The sequence below is a fragment of the Bacillus sp. VA13 genome, from assembly GCF_055710085.1.
The window spans coordinates 40,611-55,404 of sequence record NZ_JBVQPP010000008.1 but is presented as its reverse complement, the minus strand read 5'-3'; the positions used below and the strand labels follow the sequence as shown (position 1 = coordinate 55,404).

At 41.0% G+C, this 14,794-nt stretch carries 17 protein-coding genes and 1 rRNA gene; 17 read left to right on the top strand and 1 reads right to left on the bottom strand.

All coding sequences use genetic code 11. The features are described from left to right. The first annotated feature begins 11 nt into the window (after positions 1 to 11). The 14 genes from rrf to rsmI all read left to right on the top strand — a co-directional run bounded on the left by rrf (position 12) and on the right by rsmI (position 9,585). Positions 12 to 127 (top strand): 5S ribosomal RNA (gene rrf / locus AC0C66_RS21330). A gap of 178 nt (positions 128 to 305) precedes the next feature. Next, positions 306 to 500: an anti-sigma-G factor gene (csfB, locus tag AC0C66_RS21325; RefSeq protein WP_014112284.1), complete on the top strand. Its 195-nt coding sequence runs from the start codon at positions 306 to 308 to the stop codon at positions 498 to 500. Between the two features lie 132 nt (positions 501 to 632). Next, positions 633 to 1,247, top strand: a complete 615-nt coding sequence (locus AC0C66_RS21320; protein ID WP_061187566.1) for a 5-bromo-4-chloroindolyl phosphate hydrolysis family protein — start codon at positions 633 to 635, stop codon at positions 1,245 to 1,247. Between the two features lie 18 nt (positions 1,248 to 1,265). Further along, complete coding sequence (locus AC0C66_RS21315) at positions 1,266 to 2,423, top strand: toxic anion resistance protein (protein WP_072565616.1); 1,158 nt, start codon at positions 1,266 to 1,268, stop codon at positions 2,421 to 2,423. Between the two features lie 81 nt (positions 2,424 to 2,504). Beyond that, on the top strand, positions 2,505 to 3,947 hold the full coding sequence (locus AC0C66_RS21310; RefSeq protein WP_072565617.1) for an aminotransferase class I/II-fold pyridoxal phosphate-dependent enzyme: 1,443 nt from the start codon (positions 2,505 to 2,507) through the stop codon (positions 3,945 to 3,947). Continuing rightward, a complete protein-coding gene (gene tmk, locus AC0C66_RS21305) occupies positions 3,944 to 4,582 on the top strand; it encodes a dTMP kinase (RefSeq protein ID WP_472973705.1) in 639 nt (212 codons plus the stop codon). The genes AC0C66_RS21310 and tmk overlap by 4 nt, the downstream gene beginning before the upstream one ends. Positions 4,583 to 4,656: 74 nt before the next feature. Beyond that, complete coding sequence (gene darA, locus AC0C66_RS21300) at positions 4,657 to 4,986, top strand: cyclic di-AMP receptor DarA (RefSeq protein ID WP_003218295.1); 330 nt, start codon at positions 4,657 to 4,659, stop codon at positions 4,984 to 4,986. Between the two features lie 12 nt (positions 4,987 to 4,998). After that, positions 4,999 to 5,439: a YaaR family protein gene (locus AC0C66_RS21295; protein WP_003218297.1), complete on the top strand. Its 441-nt coding sequence runs from the start codon at positions 4,999 to 5,001 to the stop codon at positions 5,437 to 5,439. Between the two features lie 11 nt (positions 5,440 to 5,450). Beyond that, entirely contained in the window at positions 5,451 to 6,440 is a 990-nt protein-coding gene (gene holB / locus AC0C66_RS21290; RefSeq protein WP_014112289.1) for a DNA polymerase III subunit delta', read from the top strand. Between the two features lie 2 nt (positions 6,441 to 6,442). Next, the gene (gene ricT / locus AC0C66_RS21285; protein WP_014112290.1) at positions 6,443 to 7,270 is read left to right on the top strand and encodes a competence/sporulation regulator complex protein RicT; all 828 of its coding nucleotides are present in this window, start codon (positions 6,443 to 6,445) and stop codon (positions 7,268 to 7,270) included. A gap of 14 nt (positions 7,271 to 7,284) precedes the next feature. Then, entirely contained in the window at positions 7,285 to 7,644 is a 360-nt protein-coding gene (gene yabA, locus AC0C66_RS21280; RefSeq protein ID WP_003218308.1) for a replication initiation-control protein YabA, read from the top strand. A 58-nt stretch (positions 7,645 to 7,702) separates the two neighbouring features. After that, the gene (locus tag AC0C66_RS21275; protein WP_014112291.1) at positions 7,703 to 8,446 is read left to right on the top strand and encodes a tRNA1(Val) (adenine(37)-N6)-methyltransferase; all 744 of its coding nucleotides are present in this window, start codon (positions 7,703 to 7,705) and stop codon (positions 8,444 to 8,446) included. Then, positions 8,433 to 8,732: a GIY-YIG nuclease family protein gene (locus tag AC0C66_RS21270; RefSeq protein ID WP_014112292.1), complete on the top strand. Its 300-nt coding sequence runs from the start codon at positions 8,433 to 8,435 to the stop codon at positions 8,730 to 8,732. Before AC0C66_RS21275 ends, AC0C66_RS21270 begins: the two co-directional genes overlap by 14 nt. Then, on the top strand, positions 8,707 to 9,585 hold the full coding sequence (gene rsmI, locus AC0C66_RS21265; RefSeq protein WP_461845968.1) for a 16S rRNA (cytidine(1402)-2'-O)-methyltransferase: 879 nt from the start codon (positions 8,707 to 8,709) through the stop codon (positions 9,583 to 9,585). The genes AC0C66_RS21270 and rsmI overlap by 26 nt, the downstream gene beginning before the upstream one ends. A 49-nt stretch (positions 9,586 to 9,634) precedes the next feature. Here the strand turns inward: rsmI and abrB are convergent, their stop codons facing one another. Beyond that, on the bottom strand, positions 9,635 to 9,919 hold the full coding sequence (gene abrB / locus AC0C66_RS21260) for a transition state genes transcriptional regulator AbrB (RefSeq protein ID WP_003218316.1): 285 nt from the start codon (positions 9,917 to 9,919) through the stop codon (positions 9,635 to 9,637). Positions 9,920 to 10,419: 500 nt separating this feature from the next. Between abrB and metG the strand changes: the two genes are divergently transcribed. From metG to AC0C66_RS21245, 3 genes are all read left to right on the top strand, one after another. Further along, positions 10,420 to 12,414: a methionine--tRNA ligase gene (gene metG / locus AC0C66_RS21255; RefSeq protein WP_087987607.1), complete on the top strand. Its 1,995-nt coding sequence runs from the start codon at positions 10,420 to 10,422 to the stop codon at positions 12,412 to 12,414. A 78-nt stretch (positions 12,415 to 12,492) separates the two neighbouring features. Beyond that, positions 12,493 to 13,260 (top strand): TatD family hydrolase, encoded by a 768-nt coding sequence (locus AC0C66_RS21250; protein ID WP_072183193.1) that lies wholly within the window; start codon positions 12,493 to 12,495, stop codon positions 13,258 to 13,260. 245 nt (positions 13,261 to 13,505) lie between these two features. After that, positions 13,506 to 14,729 (top strand): ubiquitin-like domain-containing protein, encoded by a 1,224-nt coding sequence (locus AC0C66_RS21245; RefSeq protein ID WP_240510062.1) that lies wholly within the window; start codon positions 13,506 to 13,508, stop codon positions 14,727 to 14,729. Positions 14,730 to 14,794 lie beyond the last annotated feature (65 nt).

Genomic DNA, 14,794 nt, shown 5'->3' with positions numbered 1-14,794 from the left:
GAAGGCATTTGTTTGGTGGCGATAGCGAAGAGGTCACACCCGTTCCCATACCGAACACGGAAGTTAAGCTCTTCAGCGCCGATGGTAGTCGGGGGTTTCCCCCTGTGAGAGTAGGACGCCGCCAAGCAAGGTAAAACCCAGCTCATTGAGCTGGGTTTTTTGTTTATTTAAGATCAATAAAATCAAACAAATACAAACACCGACAGCTTATATAGTCCATATACTGATTTCAAGTTTCAAAAAGATCTAAATAGTGTATACAATATCTGGTTTAAGGGAAGGCTAATTGTACGGAGGTGGGGACGATGGACAAAACTGTTAAACCTAATCATACATGTGTGATTTGTGATCAAGAGAAGAATAGAGGCATTCATCTTTATACGAAATTCATATGCTTAGATTGTGAGAGAAAAGTAATTTCTACATCAACTTCCGATCCTGACTATGCCTTTTACGTGAAAAAATTAAAGAGCATTCATACACCGCCATTATATTCTTAGACCTGAAAAGGTCTTTTTTTGTATTCTTTCATAAGGAATGGGTTAATAAAAAGAAGATGAAACTTGTTTAGGGATAGAACGTAGTAGATAATAATATTAAAACTGAGTATATACACAGGAGTCGATTATCTCATGCAGAGATTTCTTCACTTTTTGATATGGAGTTTAACAGGCAGTGCGACTTTTGTTTTCATAGGGATTTTGTGCTTTTTCGGTTTAAATCAGTCGCTTTTCCTATCTTTTGTTTATGGGCTCGCTTCGGGAGCATTTGTATATACAGCTGGCATTTGGAATGTGAGACGCTTATTTCTTAAAAAGCATGCACTGACAGGAAGAGAATATGCCTACATTAAGAAAAATCTCGAGGAAGCAAGGCAGAAGATCATACGCCTTCGGAAAGCTTTGTTTCAGGCAAAAAGCATTCAAATGTTTAAACAAAATGCAGAAATGCTGAGACTTGTCAGAAGGATTTATATCCTCACCAAAAAAGAGCCAAAGCGGTTTTATCAGGCTGAGCGCTTTTTTTATCAAACTCTCGATTCGGTTGTTGAATTGACAGAGAAGTATGCCTTTCTATCATCTCATCCGAAAAAAAGCAAAGAACTGTCGATGTCGTTGAGTGAGGCTCGTATCACTCTTGCTGAATTGACCAAGCGTTTAGAGGAAGATTTAACTCAAGTAATGGGTGATGAAATTGACGAACTGCAATTTGAATTAGATGCAGCAAAGCATTCATTGAAGAAATAATGGAAGAGGGTAAGAGCGATGAACCGAGATCAAAGCGACCTTCATATAGATGAATTATTGGCGGATCCTTTTGGTGATATAGAGATGCCTAGGGCGGAGACTGTAAAAGCAGAGAAGCAGCAAGTACGCCTTGTTGATGTTCTTCCCGAGGAAAACAAGGAAAAAGCAATTCAGCTCGCTGGGCAGATCGATCATAAGAATATGCAAAGTATTGTTTTATACGGTTCACAAGCTCAGTCTAAACTGCTGAATTTTTCTCATACTATGATTGATCATGTTCAAAAGAAGGATGTCGGAGAGATCGGCGAAATTCTTGGAGAACTGATGCAAAAGCTGGATCAAGTAAATCCTGATGATCTTCAGTCTAAGAAAAAGGGTTTTTTGGCACGCATGTTTGGAAGAGTATCGAATTCTCTTCAGGAGGTGCTGTCTAAATATCAAAAGACCAGCGTACAGATAGACAGAATCAGTTTGAAGCTGGAGCACTCTAAAAATGCTTTAATCAGTGACAATAAGCTGTTAGAGCAGTTATATGAAAAAAACAAAGAGTACTTCACCGCGCTGAATGTTTATATCGCTGCAGGGGAACTGAAGCTGGAGGAATTAAAAACAAAAACGATTCCTGAACTGAAGCAACAGGCCGAATCAAGTGAGCATAACCAAATGGCCGTTCAAGAAGTAAACGATTTGGTTCAATTTGCTGACCGGTTAGATAAAAGGGTGCACGATTTGCTGCTGAGCAGGCAAATCACAATCCAAAGTGCTCCACAAATCAGGCTGATTCAGAATACAAATCAAGCATTAGCTGAAAAAATCCAGTCATCCATTGTGACGGCGATTCCGCTTTGGAAAAACCAAGTAGCAATTGCACTGACGCTTTTAAGGCAGCGCAATGCAGTGGATGCACAACAAAAAGTATCTGATACAACCAACGAGCTTTTGCTGAAAAATGCGGAGCTTTTGAAAACCAATACAATTGAAACCGTGCGGGCAAATGAACGAGGTCTTGTTGATATCGATACTTTAAAGAAGGTGCAGGAAAGCTTAATCAGCACGCTTGAAGAAACGCTGACCATACAAGAAGAAGGCCGAATCAAACGCCGTCAGGCAGAAGAAGAGCTTATGATGATGGAAGGCGATCTGAAGCACAAGCTGCTTATGATGAAGGAAAGGTAGTTACCAGTAAGTCTAGCTTTAAGTTCTGTCAGAGGCACGATATAATAAAGTGTAAGAAGACACATTCAAAGGATTGTTTTAATGAACACACCTTTATATAAAGCATTGATTCAACATGCGAGAAGAAATTCTCATTCATTTCATGTTCCGGGACATCACAATGGAGATGTCTTTTTTGATGATGCTAAGTCGATATTCGATCCGCTTCTCACCATTGATGTAACTGAGCTGGCAGGACTGGACGATCTCCATCATCCTTCTGGGGTGATTAAGGAAGCTCAAGAGCTTGTCAGTCAATTATATGGATCGGCGGAAAGTTTTTTCCTGGTGAATGGTACGACTGTCGGGAATTTAGCGATGATTTTATCTGTTTGTGAACCGGGTGAAACAATTCTGGTTCAAAGAAACTGTCATAAATCTGTATTTCATGCTGTTGATTTGGCTGGTGCTGAGCCGGTTTATCTCGCACCTGACATTGATGAAGCGATGCATGTGCCTACGCATGTTCCGCTTGATACAATTAAAAAAGCCTTGGCAGCATATCCAGATGCAAAAGGCTTGGTGCTGACCAATCCGACATATTACGGACATAGTGCTGATTTAACCGAAATCATTTCAGAGGCCCATCATTACGGGATTCCTGTTTTGGTGGATGAAGCGCATGGCGCACATTTTGTTTTGGGGGAGCCTTTTCCAGTCTCCGCTTTAAAAATGGGGGCAGATGTTGTTGTTCAGTCGGCTCACAAAACGCTGCCTGCCATGACGATGGGTTCTTATTTGCATCTCAACAGCAGCTGCAGAATTGATCGGAATCGGCTGGCAGAGTATTTAAATCGATTACAAAGCAGCAGCCCGTCTTATCCGATTATGGCTTCGTTAGACATTGCCCGCGCTTATGTACAGCATATTATAGAAGAACAAAAGCTTTCTGACATTCTGCACCGCATACAATCACTTAAACAAACGTTTGATTCACTTTCAAATGCAGAAGCTGTCAAACCGGCTGATCCACGGATGATAACGGATCCGCTGAAGCTCACAATTCGCTCAAAACGGGGCCATTCGGGGTATACGCTGCAAAACATATTAGAGCGTGCCAACATATTCACTGAGCTTGCTGATGAAAATCAAGTACTGCTCGTTCTTCCATTGGGAGGAAAGCGCAGAATAAACGCTGAAACGATTAAAAGCATTGATGAAGAGATTGAAAAAACGCCTCCGGATCAGATGTTTGTTTCTGTAGAATGGGGAGCGCAGCCTGTGACTGTCTTGCCTTATCAAAAAAAGGTCTTACAAACGTTCAAGAAAGAATATGTGGACTTTGATGAAGCAGCAGGCCGGCTGAATGCAGAGGATGTCATCCCTTATCCTCCGGGTATCCCGATGATCATGGCGGGAGAAAGAATTACAAAAGAAAGTGTGCAAAAGCTCAGCCGCTTGATCAGCATGAAAACGCATATTCAAGGGAATATGAAAATCAAAGAGAAACAACTACTTGTTTATATAGAAGAGGAGAAATCATGAGCGGTTTATTTATTACATTCGAAGGTCCTGAAGGTGCGGGGAAAACGACTGTTCTGCAGGAAATCAAAAACATACTGATAGCAGAGGGCCTTCAGGTTACAGCAACTCGAGAGCCAGGTGGCATAGACATTGCAGAACAAATTCGAGAGGTTATTCTGAATGAGAACAACACATTAATGGATCCAAGAACAGAAGCTCTCTTATATGCGGCTGCAAGACGCCAGCATTTAGTTGAAAAAGTAAAACCTGCTTTAGAACAGGGGCATGTTGTTCTTTGTGACAGATTCATAGACAGTTCGCTCGCGTACCAAGGATACGCAAGAGGACTTGGGATTGATGAGGTTCTGTCAATTAATGAGTTTGCCATCGGAGATATGATGCCCCATGTAACGGTGTATTTTTCAATTGATCCGGAAGAAGGCCTGAAACGTATTCACGCAAACGGCTCGCGGGAGAAAAACAGGCTCGATTTAGAAAACTTAAGCTTCCATACAAAGGTACGGGAAGGTTACCAAGAGCTGATGAAGCGATTCCCGAAAAGATTTCACTCAGTTGATGCCAGCCAATCCAAAGACCTCGTCGTTCAGGACGTCCTAAAAGCGATCAATGAAGCGTTGAAAAAAATTCAATTGTGACCTGTTTCCCAATAGTTGATATAATAATGTAAACGAGATCATTGTTGTTTCCAATCTAAAGGAGGCCTTCACAGATGAAATTGATAGTGGCAGTTGTACAAGATCAGGACAGCAACCGACTTTTGAAAACCTTAACGGATCACAACTTTAGAGTTACAAAGCTTGCAACGACGGGAGGATTTCTTAAATCAGGCAACACAACGTTTATGATTGGTGTCGAGGATATACGCGTCGATAAAGCATTGAGTCTCATTAAAGAAAACGGACAGAAACGTGACCAGATGATTGCCCCTGTATCTCCAATGGGCGGAAATGCTGATTCATATGTCCCTTATCCAGTAGAAGTTGAAGTTGGCGGAGCGACAGTATTTGTCCTTCCAGTCGATGAATTTCATCAATTTTAAGGATTTGAAACTGTGAAAATTAATAAAGATATACGTACATTTATAGATAATAAGCAGCTTCCTTCTGTGAAAACATCTGAGATCACAGCGTCGTTTAAAACATCGATGGAAAACCAAAGCAGCAAATTGAAATTTGATCAGCTTACCAGGCTGTTATCGGATATAGAAGCGTTTGGAAAAAGACTGACGAAATCCCGGAATTTTAAAGACTTAGCGAGATTTAAAGGGCTTGTGAAGCGTTTTGTCAAAGAAGCTGTAGACAGCGGCCTTTCACACGAAACGTCGAAAAGCTTTGACCTGTATGGAAACAGCAGAACGCTGGGACTTGTGAAGGAAATAGATGACAAATTGATACAGCTTACGGAAGAGATGATGGATCAGGAAAAACCGGCAATTGATTTGCTGGATCGTATTGGCGAAATAAAAGGTTTATTGATTAACCTTTACACATAGAGAGTGATACAATGGCAATATCCTGGAAGGAAATGAACGAGCTTCAGCCCAGAGTGATGAAGCTTTTATATAATAGTATTGAGAAGGACAGACTATCACACGCTTATTTGTTTGAGGGGAAAAAAGGAACAGGCAAGCTTGATGCCGCGCTGCTTCTTGCGAAAAGTTTTTTTTGCCTAGAGGACGGCGCGGAGCCTTGCGAAAACTGCCGAAACTGTAAACGGATAGAGTCAGGCAACCATCCTGATCTCCATCTTGTTCAGCCTGATGGTTTATCGATCAAAAAGGCGCAAATTCAAGCGCTGCAAGAAGAGTTTTCTAAGACAGGGCTTGAATCGCATAAAAAGCTGTATATTATTTCGCACGCAGATCAAATGACAGCAAATGCGGCAAACAGCCTGCTGAAATTTTTAGAAGAACCCAATAAAGACACAATGGCCATCCTCATCACTGAGCAGCCCCAAAGGTTATTGGACACTATCATTTCAAGATGTCAAACCCTTCCTTTTCAACCTTTGCAGCCGAAAGCAATTGAAGACAGACTGATCGAACAGGACGTTTCGCCTCATATGGCAAGGCTTCTGGCCAACATGACCAACAATGTAGCAGAAGCAGTCGAATTAAGTCGAAATGATGAGTTTGCAGAGTCTAGAGCGAAAGTGATAAAATTGTATGAAGTCCTACACCAGCGGAAAGGACATGCTTTTTTCTTTATTCAAGATCAATGGATGCCCTTTTTCAAAGAAAAAACCCATCAAGAAATGGGTCTTGATATGCTCTTATTGATATATCGTGATGTGTTGTCCATCCAAATAGGAAATGAAGATAAATTGATTTATCAAGACTTATTCCAATCAATAAAACAGCATGCGCTACAATCAACACAACAAAGCGTTACGAATCAGATACTTGCTGTTTTAGAAGCAAAGAAACGGCTTCATTCCAATGTGAATGTACAAGGATTAATGGAGCACTTGGTGTTAATGTTGCAGGAGGGATAAGCTTGTACAATGTAATTGGAGTCCGCTTTAAGAAAGCGGGTAAAATATATTATTTTGATCCAAATGGATTTCATATAGAACAAGACAGCTGCGTAATTGTAGAAACTGTCAGAGGCGTTGAGTACGGCCAGGTCGTGATTGCGAATAAACAGGTGGATGAGCATGATGTTGTGCTGCCCCTTCGAAAAGTGATACGTGTGGCTGACGAACGCGATCTTCTCATCGTAGAAGAAAATAAACAGGAAGCTTTATCAGCATTTGACATCTGCCAAAAGAAAGTGGTTGAACATGGCTTGGATATGAAGCTGGTCGATGTCGAATTTACGTTTGACCGCAATAAAGTCATTTTTTACTTCACTGCTGACGGCCGAGTAGACTTTAGAGAGCTTGTAAAAGATTTGGCTTCTATCTTTAAAACAAGAATTGAGCTGCGCCAAATCGGAGTAAGGGATGAGGCGAAAATGCTCGGAGGAATCGGTCCTTGCGGAAGAATGCTTTGCTGTTCAACGTTCCTTGGAGATTTTGAACCCGTTTCCATTAAAATGGCCAAGGATCAGAACTTGTCTTTAAATCCTACGAAGATTTCAGGTCTTTGTGGACGTTTGATGTGCTGTTTAAAATATGAGAACGATGAGTATGAGACGGCCAAAGAACAGCTTCCGGATATTGGAGAAATGATTACGACAGCAAACGGCCCCGCAAAGGTCGTTGGACTTAATATTCTGGAACGGGTGCTTCAGGTGGAACTGATAAACCGTGAAAAAGTGATAGAATATACTTGGGAAGAGCTCTTGGAAGAGGGCGTCGTATCCGCACAAACCACAGATTAACGAGGTGTGGAACCTTGGATAAAAAAGAGTTATTTGATACAGTCATTAACTTAGAAGAACAAATTGGCTCACTGTACCGGCAGCTGGGGGATTTGAAGCAGCATATCGGTGAGATGATTGAAGAAAATCATCATTTACAGCTTGAAAACAAGCATTTGCGCAAACGGCTGGACGATACGACGCAGCAGATTGAAAAGTTCAAAGCTGATAAAAAAGAATCAAAAACACAGAAGACAGAGCAAACTGATATAGGGGAAGGATATGATAATCTGGCACGTCTGTATCAAGAAGGATTTCATATCTGCAATGTTCACTACGGAAGTGTTCGAAAAGAAGATTGTCTTTTCTGTCTGTCATTCTTAAATAAAAAATAAGGAAAAGGCTTCCGCATAAGACGGAAGCCTTTTTCAAAGGTACTGAAAGGATAAGAAGATGGTTTCATTACGTGATGATGAAAGATTAGATTATTTGCTGGCAGAGGACATGAAAATCATACAAAGTCCAACGGTGTTTGCATTTTCATTGGACGCTGTGCTTCTGTCCAAGTTTGCCTACGTTCCGATTCAAAAAGGAAAAATCGTTGATCTATGCACCGGCAATGGCATTGTGCCGCTGCTGCTCAGTACAAGATCAAAAGCAGACATTCTTGGAGTTGAAATTCAAGAAAGACTCCATGATATGGCTGTTCGCAGTGTGGAGTATAATAAGCTGCAGGATCAGATTCAGATCATACATGATGATCTGAAAAACATGCCGGAGAAGTTGGGGCATAATCGATATGATGTTGTCACCTGCAATCCCCCGTATTTTAAAACACCGAAACAAACTGAACAAAACATGAATGAGCATCTCCGAATCGCCAGACATGAAATCCACTGCACACTGGAGGATGTCATTTCAGTCAGCAGCAAGCTGCTCAAACAAGGAGGAAAGGCAGCACTTGTTCACAGGCCGGGACGGCTTCTGGAGATTTTTGAACTGATGAAGGCTTACCAAATCGAGCCAAAGCGTGTGCAATTTGTTTATCCGAAGCAAGGGAAAGAAGCCAATACCATTTTGGTAGAGGGTATTAAAGGCGGGCGTCCGGATTTGAAAATTCTTCCTCCTCTGTTCGTTTATGACGAACAAAATGAATATACAAAAGAAATCAGGTCCATTTTATATGGAGACAAATAACCATTTCTTCTACGTCGTACAGTGCAGGGACAACAGCTGGTATGCTGGGTATACCAACGATCTGCAGAAACGGGTAAAAACACACAATGATGGAAAGGGCGCAAAGTATACAAAAGTAAGACGTCCGGTTGAATTGATTTTTGCCGAAGCTTTCACAACAAAGCGGGAAGCCATGCAGGCGGAATATTATTTCAAAAAACTGACTCGAAAGAAAAAAGAGCTTTATATAGAAGAAAAGCGGAACAGCAAGGAGGCTGTATATGTTAAGGCGCCAAATGAGCTTTAATGGAAAGTCGAACATGGGGATTCTTTATTTGGTCCCAACCCCAATTGGAAATTTAGAGGATATGACATTCCGGGCGATTGACACGCTGAAATCAGTGGATGCGATTGCTGCGGAAGATACGAGACAAACGAAAAAACTTTGTCATGTATATGAAATTGAAATACCGCTCGTTAGTTATCACGAACATAATAAAGAGAGCAGCGGCCACAAAATTATAGAATGGCTGAAGTCGGGAAAAAACATTGCTCTTGTCAGTGATGCCGGGTTGCCGACGATTTCTGACCCAGGGGCGGAAATCGTGAAGGATTTTACGGAGATAGGCGGCTATGTTGTTCCGCTGCCGGGAGCAAATGCTGCATTAACGGCTCTAATCGCTTCAGGTATTGTACCGCAGCCTTTCTTCTTTTACGGTTTTCTCAACAGACAGAAAAAAGAAAAGAAGAAGGAGCTTGAAGGTCTTAAAAAACGGAAGGAAACAATCATCTTTTATGAAGCGCCTCATAGATTGAAGGAAACTTTATCAGTGATGGCAGAGATATTAGGCGATCGGGAAATGGCTGTAACGCGCGAACTCACAAAGAAATATGAAGAGTTTATCAGAGGCACGATAACTGAGGTCATTGAATGGGCAAACGAGGATCAAATACGTGGTGAGTTTTGTCTCGTCGTAGAAGGCAGTAAAAATGAAGAATCAGATGAGGAAACACAATGGTGGGAAACCCTCACGTTGAAAGAACATGTCGAACATTACATCTCGAAAGGCGCTACTTCTAAAGAAGCTATTAAAAAAGCAGCAGTCGATCGCAATGTTCCAAAGCGTGAAGTGTACGATGCTTACCATATTCAGCAATAAAAAAAACGTTCTTGTGTCATAACAAGAACGTTTTTTGTATAAGAAATGATTATTTAAGGTTTTGAAGCTGGTTTTGGATTTCGCTGATGATTTGCTCAGCGCCTTCTTTACTAAGAACCAATTTACCGCCTGCAAGTTTAAGGTTATCATCAGAAACTTCACCAGTTACTTGGCAAGTCATGTTTGGTTTATATTTTTTAAGGATGATTTTTTCGTCATCAACATAAATTTCAAGAGCATCTTTTTCTGCGATTCCAAGAGTACGACGCAATTCGATAGGAATAACTACACGTCCTAATTCATCAACTTTACGTACAATACCAGTAGATTTCATAAACTTTCTCCTCCCAAGAGATGATTATTTGTTTAAATTATATTTTTCTTCGTCATTATTCGACAAAATCCTTACCTTCATAGCATAACAAGGTTTCCAATAATCGTCAATCATTTTGTTTGCTATTGATTGTAAGAATTAGTTCTTATAGTCAGTAATGTATCAGAAACTACTGAAATAACAGCCTTTTATAAATTTTTAATAAAGCTATTATCCTACTAAAAATCCTTTTAAATCAAGACTTTCGAACCAAGGTTTTTTATTTCATTTGATTATATACGACAAAATTCGACATGAACAGACTTTTTTTACTTTCATTAAAGATTTTTAATTTTAATTATTCTTTTTCAGGGCATACGTATATATTCTTGATCTTAAAGGCTAAGATGGTATCATAGATAAAGGATAAATATAAATAATAATCATATATGATTTGCACTTATCGCCGCTCTCGTCCTTTGGGCGGGAGCTTTTTGACATTCTGATTGGGAGGTTTCAAGATGCCGCAAGAAAACAATACATTTTACATTACAACACCGATTTATTATCCGAGCGGGAAATTACATATCGGCCATGCATATACGACAGTCGCGGGAGATGCAATGGCACGCTACAAAAGATTAAAAGGGTTCGATGTTCGCTATTTAACAGGAACGGACGAGCATGGACAAAAAATCCAGCAAAAAGCTGAACAGGAAAACATTACACCTCAGGAGTATGTAGACCGTGCAGCGGCAGATATTCAGAAACTGTGGAAGCAGCTTGAAATCTCAAACGACGACTTTATCCGTACGACAGAAAAACGGCATAAAGTTGTGATTGAAAAGGTGTTTCAAAAGCTTCTTGATAACGGGGACATCTATCTTGATGAATATGAAGGCTGGTACAGTATCCCGGATGAAACGTTCTACACGGAAACTCAGCTGGTTGATATCGAGCGAAATGAAAAGGGAGAGGTCATCGGCGGTAAAAGCCCTGACAGCGGACACCCAGTTGAATTAATCAAAGAGGAATCTTATTTCTTCCGTATGGGTAAATATGCGGATCGTCTTCTGAAATACTATGAAGAAAACCCGACATTCATTCAGCCGGAATCACGCAAAAACGAGATGATTAACAACTTTATCAAGCCTGGACTTGAGGATTTGGCTGTATCACGTACCACTTTTGACTGGGGTGTGAAGGTGCCGGAAAATCCAAAGCACGTTGTATATGTTTGGATCGACGCGCTATTTAACTATTTAACAGCACTCGGTTATGATACAGAAAATGATGAGCTTTATCAAAAATATTGGCCTGCCGATGTGCATTTAGTCGGTAAGGAGATTGTGCGATTCCATACCATTTACTGGCCAATTATGCTGATGGCTCTGGATCTGCCGCTGCCGAAGCAAGTATTTGCGCATGGCTGGCTTTTGATGAAAGACGGAAAAATGTCGAAATCAAAAGGGAACGTTGTAGATCCGGTTACATTAATTGAACGCTACGGTTTAGATGAGCTTCGCTATTACCTGCTTCGCGAAGTGCCATTCGGATCAGACGGTGTATTCACGCCGGAAGGTTTTGTTGAGCGGATTAACTATGATCTAGCGAATGATTTAGGAAACCTATTGAACCGTACGGTTGCGATGATCAATAAGTATTTTGACGGACAAATCGGTTCTTACAAGGGTGCCGTGACAGAATTTGACCAAACGCTCACTTCAGTCGCTGAAGAAACAGTAAAGGCTTACGAGAAAGCAATGGAAAACATGGAATTCTCGGTAGCTCTTTCGACATTATGGCAGCTAATCAGCCGTACCAACAAATACATTGATGAGACAGCTCCATGGGTGCTTGCCAAAGATCCGGCAAAAGAAGAAGAACTGCAATCAGTGATGTATCACCTTGCTGAATCATTGCGTATTTCAGCTGTGCTGCTTCAGCCATTCTTAACAAAGACACCACAAAAAATGTTCGAGCAGCTGGGCATTACTGATGAAGCTTTAAAAGCTTGGGACAGCATTACAGCTTTCGGCCAGCTGAAAGATACAAAAGTACAAAAAGGCGAGCCGTTGTTCCCTCGTTTAGAGGCAGAAGAAGAAATTGCTTACATCAAAGGGAAAATGCAGGGCTCAGCGCCAGCTAAAGAAGAAACAAAAGAAGAAGAGCCGCAAGAGGTTGATCGTCTACCTGAAATTACAATTGATCAATTTATGGATGTAGAACTTCGCGTGGCTGAGGTCATTCAGGCAGAGCCGGTGAAAAAAGCGGACCGTTTATTGAAGTTGCAGCTGGATCTTGGTTTTGAAAAACGCCAAGTCGTATCCGGCATTGCGAAGCATTATACGCCTGAAGAGCTTGTTGGGAAAAAACTCGTTTGTGTAACAAATTTAAAACCGGTTAAACTGAGAGGAGAGCTTTCTCAAGGTATGATCCTTGCAGGGGAAGCAGACGGCGTATTAAAAGTCGTGTCTATCGATCAGTCGTTACCAAAAGGCACAAGAATTAAATAATGATAAACAAAAGGTGTTTCACGTGTAACAATTCGTCGAACACCTTTTGTGTTTCGACAAGAAAGGAGTTTTTGACTTATGTTGTTTGACACACACGCACATTTAAATGCAGAACAATATGATACTGATCTGGAAGAGGTTATTGAACGGGCAAAAGCTGAAAAAGTAGAACGAATTGTTGTAGTTGGTTTTGACCGTCCGACGATTACTCGTGCGATGGAAATGATTGAAGAATATGATTTTATTTATGCAGCCATTGGCTGGCATCCGGTTGACGCGATTGATATGACAGAGGAAGATTTAGCGTGGATTAAAGAGCTGACTGCTCATGAGAAAGTGGTAGCAATAGGTGAAATGGGACTGGATTATCATTGGGATAAATCTCCTAAAGATGTTCAAAAAGAGGTGTTCAGAAAACAAATCGCCTTAGCAAAAGAGGTCAACCTTCCTATTATCATTCACAACCGTGATGCAACGGAGGATGTCGTGACAATTTTGAAAGAGGAAGGCGCAGAAGCTGTGGGTGGAATTATGCACTGCTTTACAGGAAGTGCGGAAGTGGCGAGAGAATGCATGAAAATGAATTTTTATTTATCATTTGGGGGACCGGTGACATTCAAAAATGCGAAGAAGCCGAAGGAAGTTGTGAAGGAAATCCCGAATGAACGGTTGCTGATTGAAACTGACTGCCCGTTTCTCACACCTCATCCTTTCCGCGGGAAAAGAAATGAGCCAAGCTATGTGAAATATGTGGCAGAGCAAATCGCTGAATTAAAAGGAATGACCTTTGAAGAGATTGCATCAATCACGACTGAAAATGCAAAAAGACTTTTCCGTATAAACTGACAAAAAACGCTAGCAGGTTTTGTAAGAGCTTGTCCCCTACAGCGTTTTTCTATAAAAGTTCTACATGCTTTCTTCTCCTCATAGGATAGGTTTGTCGACAAGTCTTTCTTCCGTTTCTCAGTGTAATTCAGGATAATGAAGAAGACACTGAGCTTTTTGGAGAAAGAGAGGGGAGGGTTGACAGCCTTTTAGATACTCTATATAATCTCTCCGAGGAGAAGGAGGCGTTTTTCATCACACAAAAAATGAAAAAGCTGTTTTCCGTAAAGCTTAGCAAAAGCAAAGTCATTCTGGTTGCTGCTTGTTTGCTTTTGGCAGGAAGCGGGACTGCGTACGCGGCTCATGAGCTGACAAAACAATCAGTCTCAGTTTCTATCAATGGCAAAAAGAAACATATACGCACACATGCAAAAACAGTCGGTGATCTTTTAGAGACGCTTGATATAGAGACAAGAGACGAAGACAAGATCACACCTGCTAAACAGACAAAGATAACAGCAGATCTGGACGTTGTGTATGAGGCTGCAAAACCTGTGAAGCTTACAATAAACGGGGAAGAAAAGACATTATGGTCAACAGCAAAAACGGTCGGTGCATTACTGGACGAACAAGATGTTGATGTGAAAGAACAAGATCAAATTGATCCCGCAATAGATACAGATATTTCGAAAGACATGAAGATTAACATAGAACCCGCGTTCCAAGTTACTGTGAATGATGCAGGAAAACAAAAGAAGATCTGGACGACTTCGACTACGGTCGCTGACTTTTTAAAACAGCAAAAGATGAACATAAAAGACGAAGATAAAATCAAGCCTGCGTTAGATGCAAAGCTGACGAAAGGAAAGGCTGATATTACAATTACTCGTATCGAAAAGGTCACCGATGTAGTTGAAGAGAAAATCGCGTTCGATGTGAAAAAGCAAGAAGACGCTTCTCTTGAAAAAGGGAAAGAAAAGGTCGTCCAAAAAGGAAAAGAAGGCAAGCTTAAAAAACATTTCGAAGTCGTTAAAGAAAACGGCAAAGAAGTGTCCAGAGAGCTTGTAAAAGAAGAAACAGCTGAACAAAGCAAAGATAAGGTGATTGCTGTCGGAACAAAGCAAAGCAGTCCAAAGATTGAAAAGGTCAGTGCTTCCGGTGATTCAAAAACAGTTGTGTCCCGCAGCAATGAATCAACAGGCAAAGTCATGACTGTATCATCTACGGCTTATACGGCTAGCTGCAGCGGTTGTTCAGGACATACAGCTACAGGCGTCAATTTAAAAAATAATCCGAATGCCAAAGTTATCGCCGTAGATCCAAATGTCATTCCGTTAGGCTCGAAAGTCCATGTTGAGGGCTATGGATATGCCATTGCTGCAGATACTGGTTCAGCAATTAAAGGGAACAAAATAGACGTCTTTTTCCCGGAGAAATCATCGGCGTACCGATGGGGAAATAAAACAGTCAAAATTAAAATCTTAAATTAATATATACTTATGTATTCAGAGGGTTTTGCGCCCTCTGTTTTTTTCGTTATAATAGACAAAGTGTA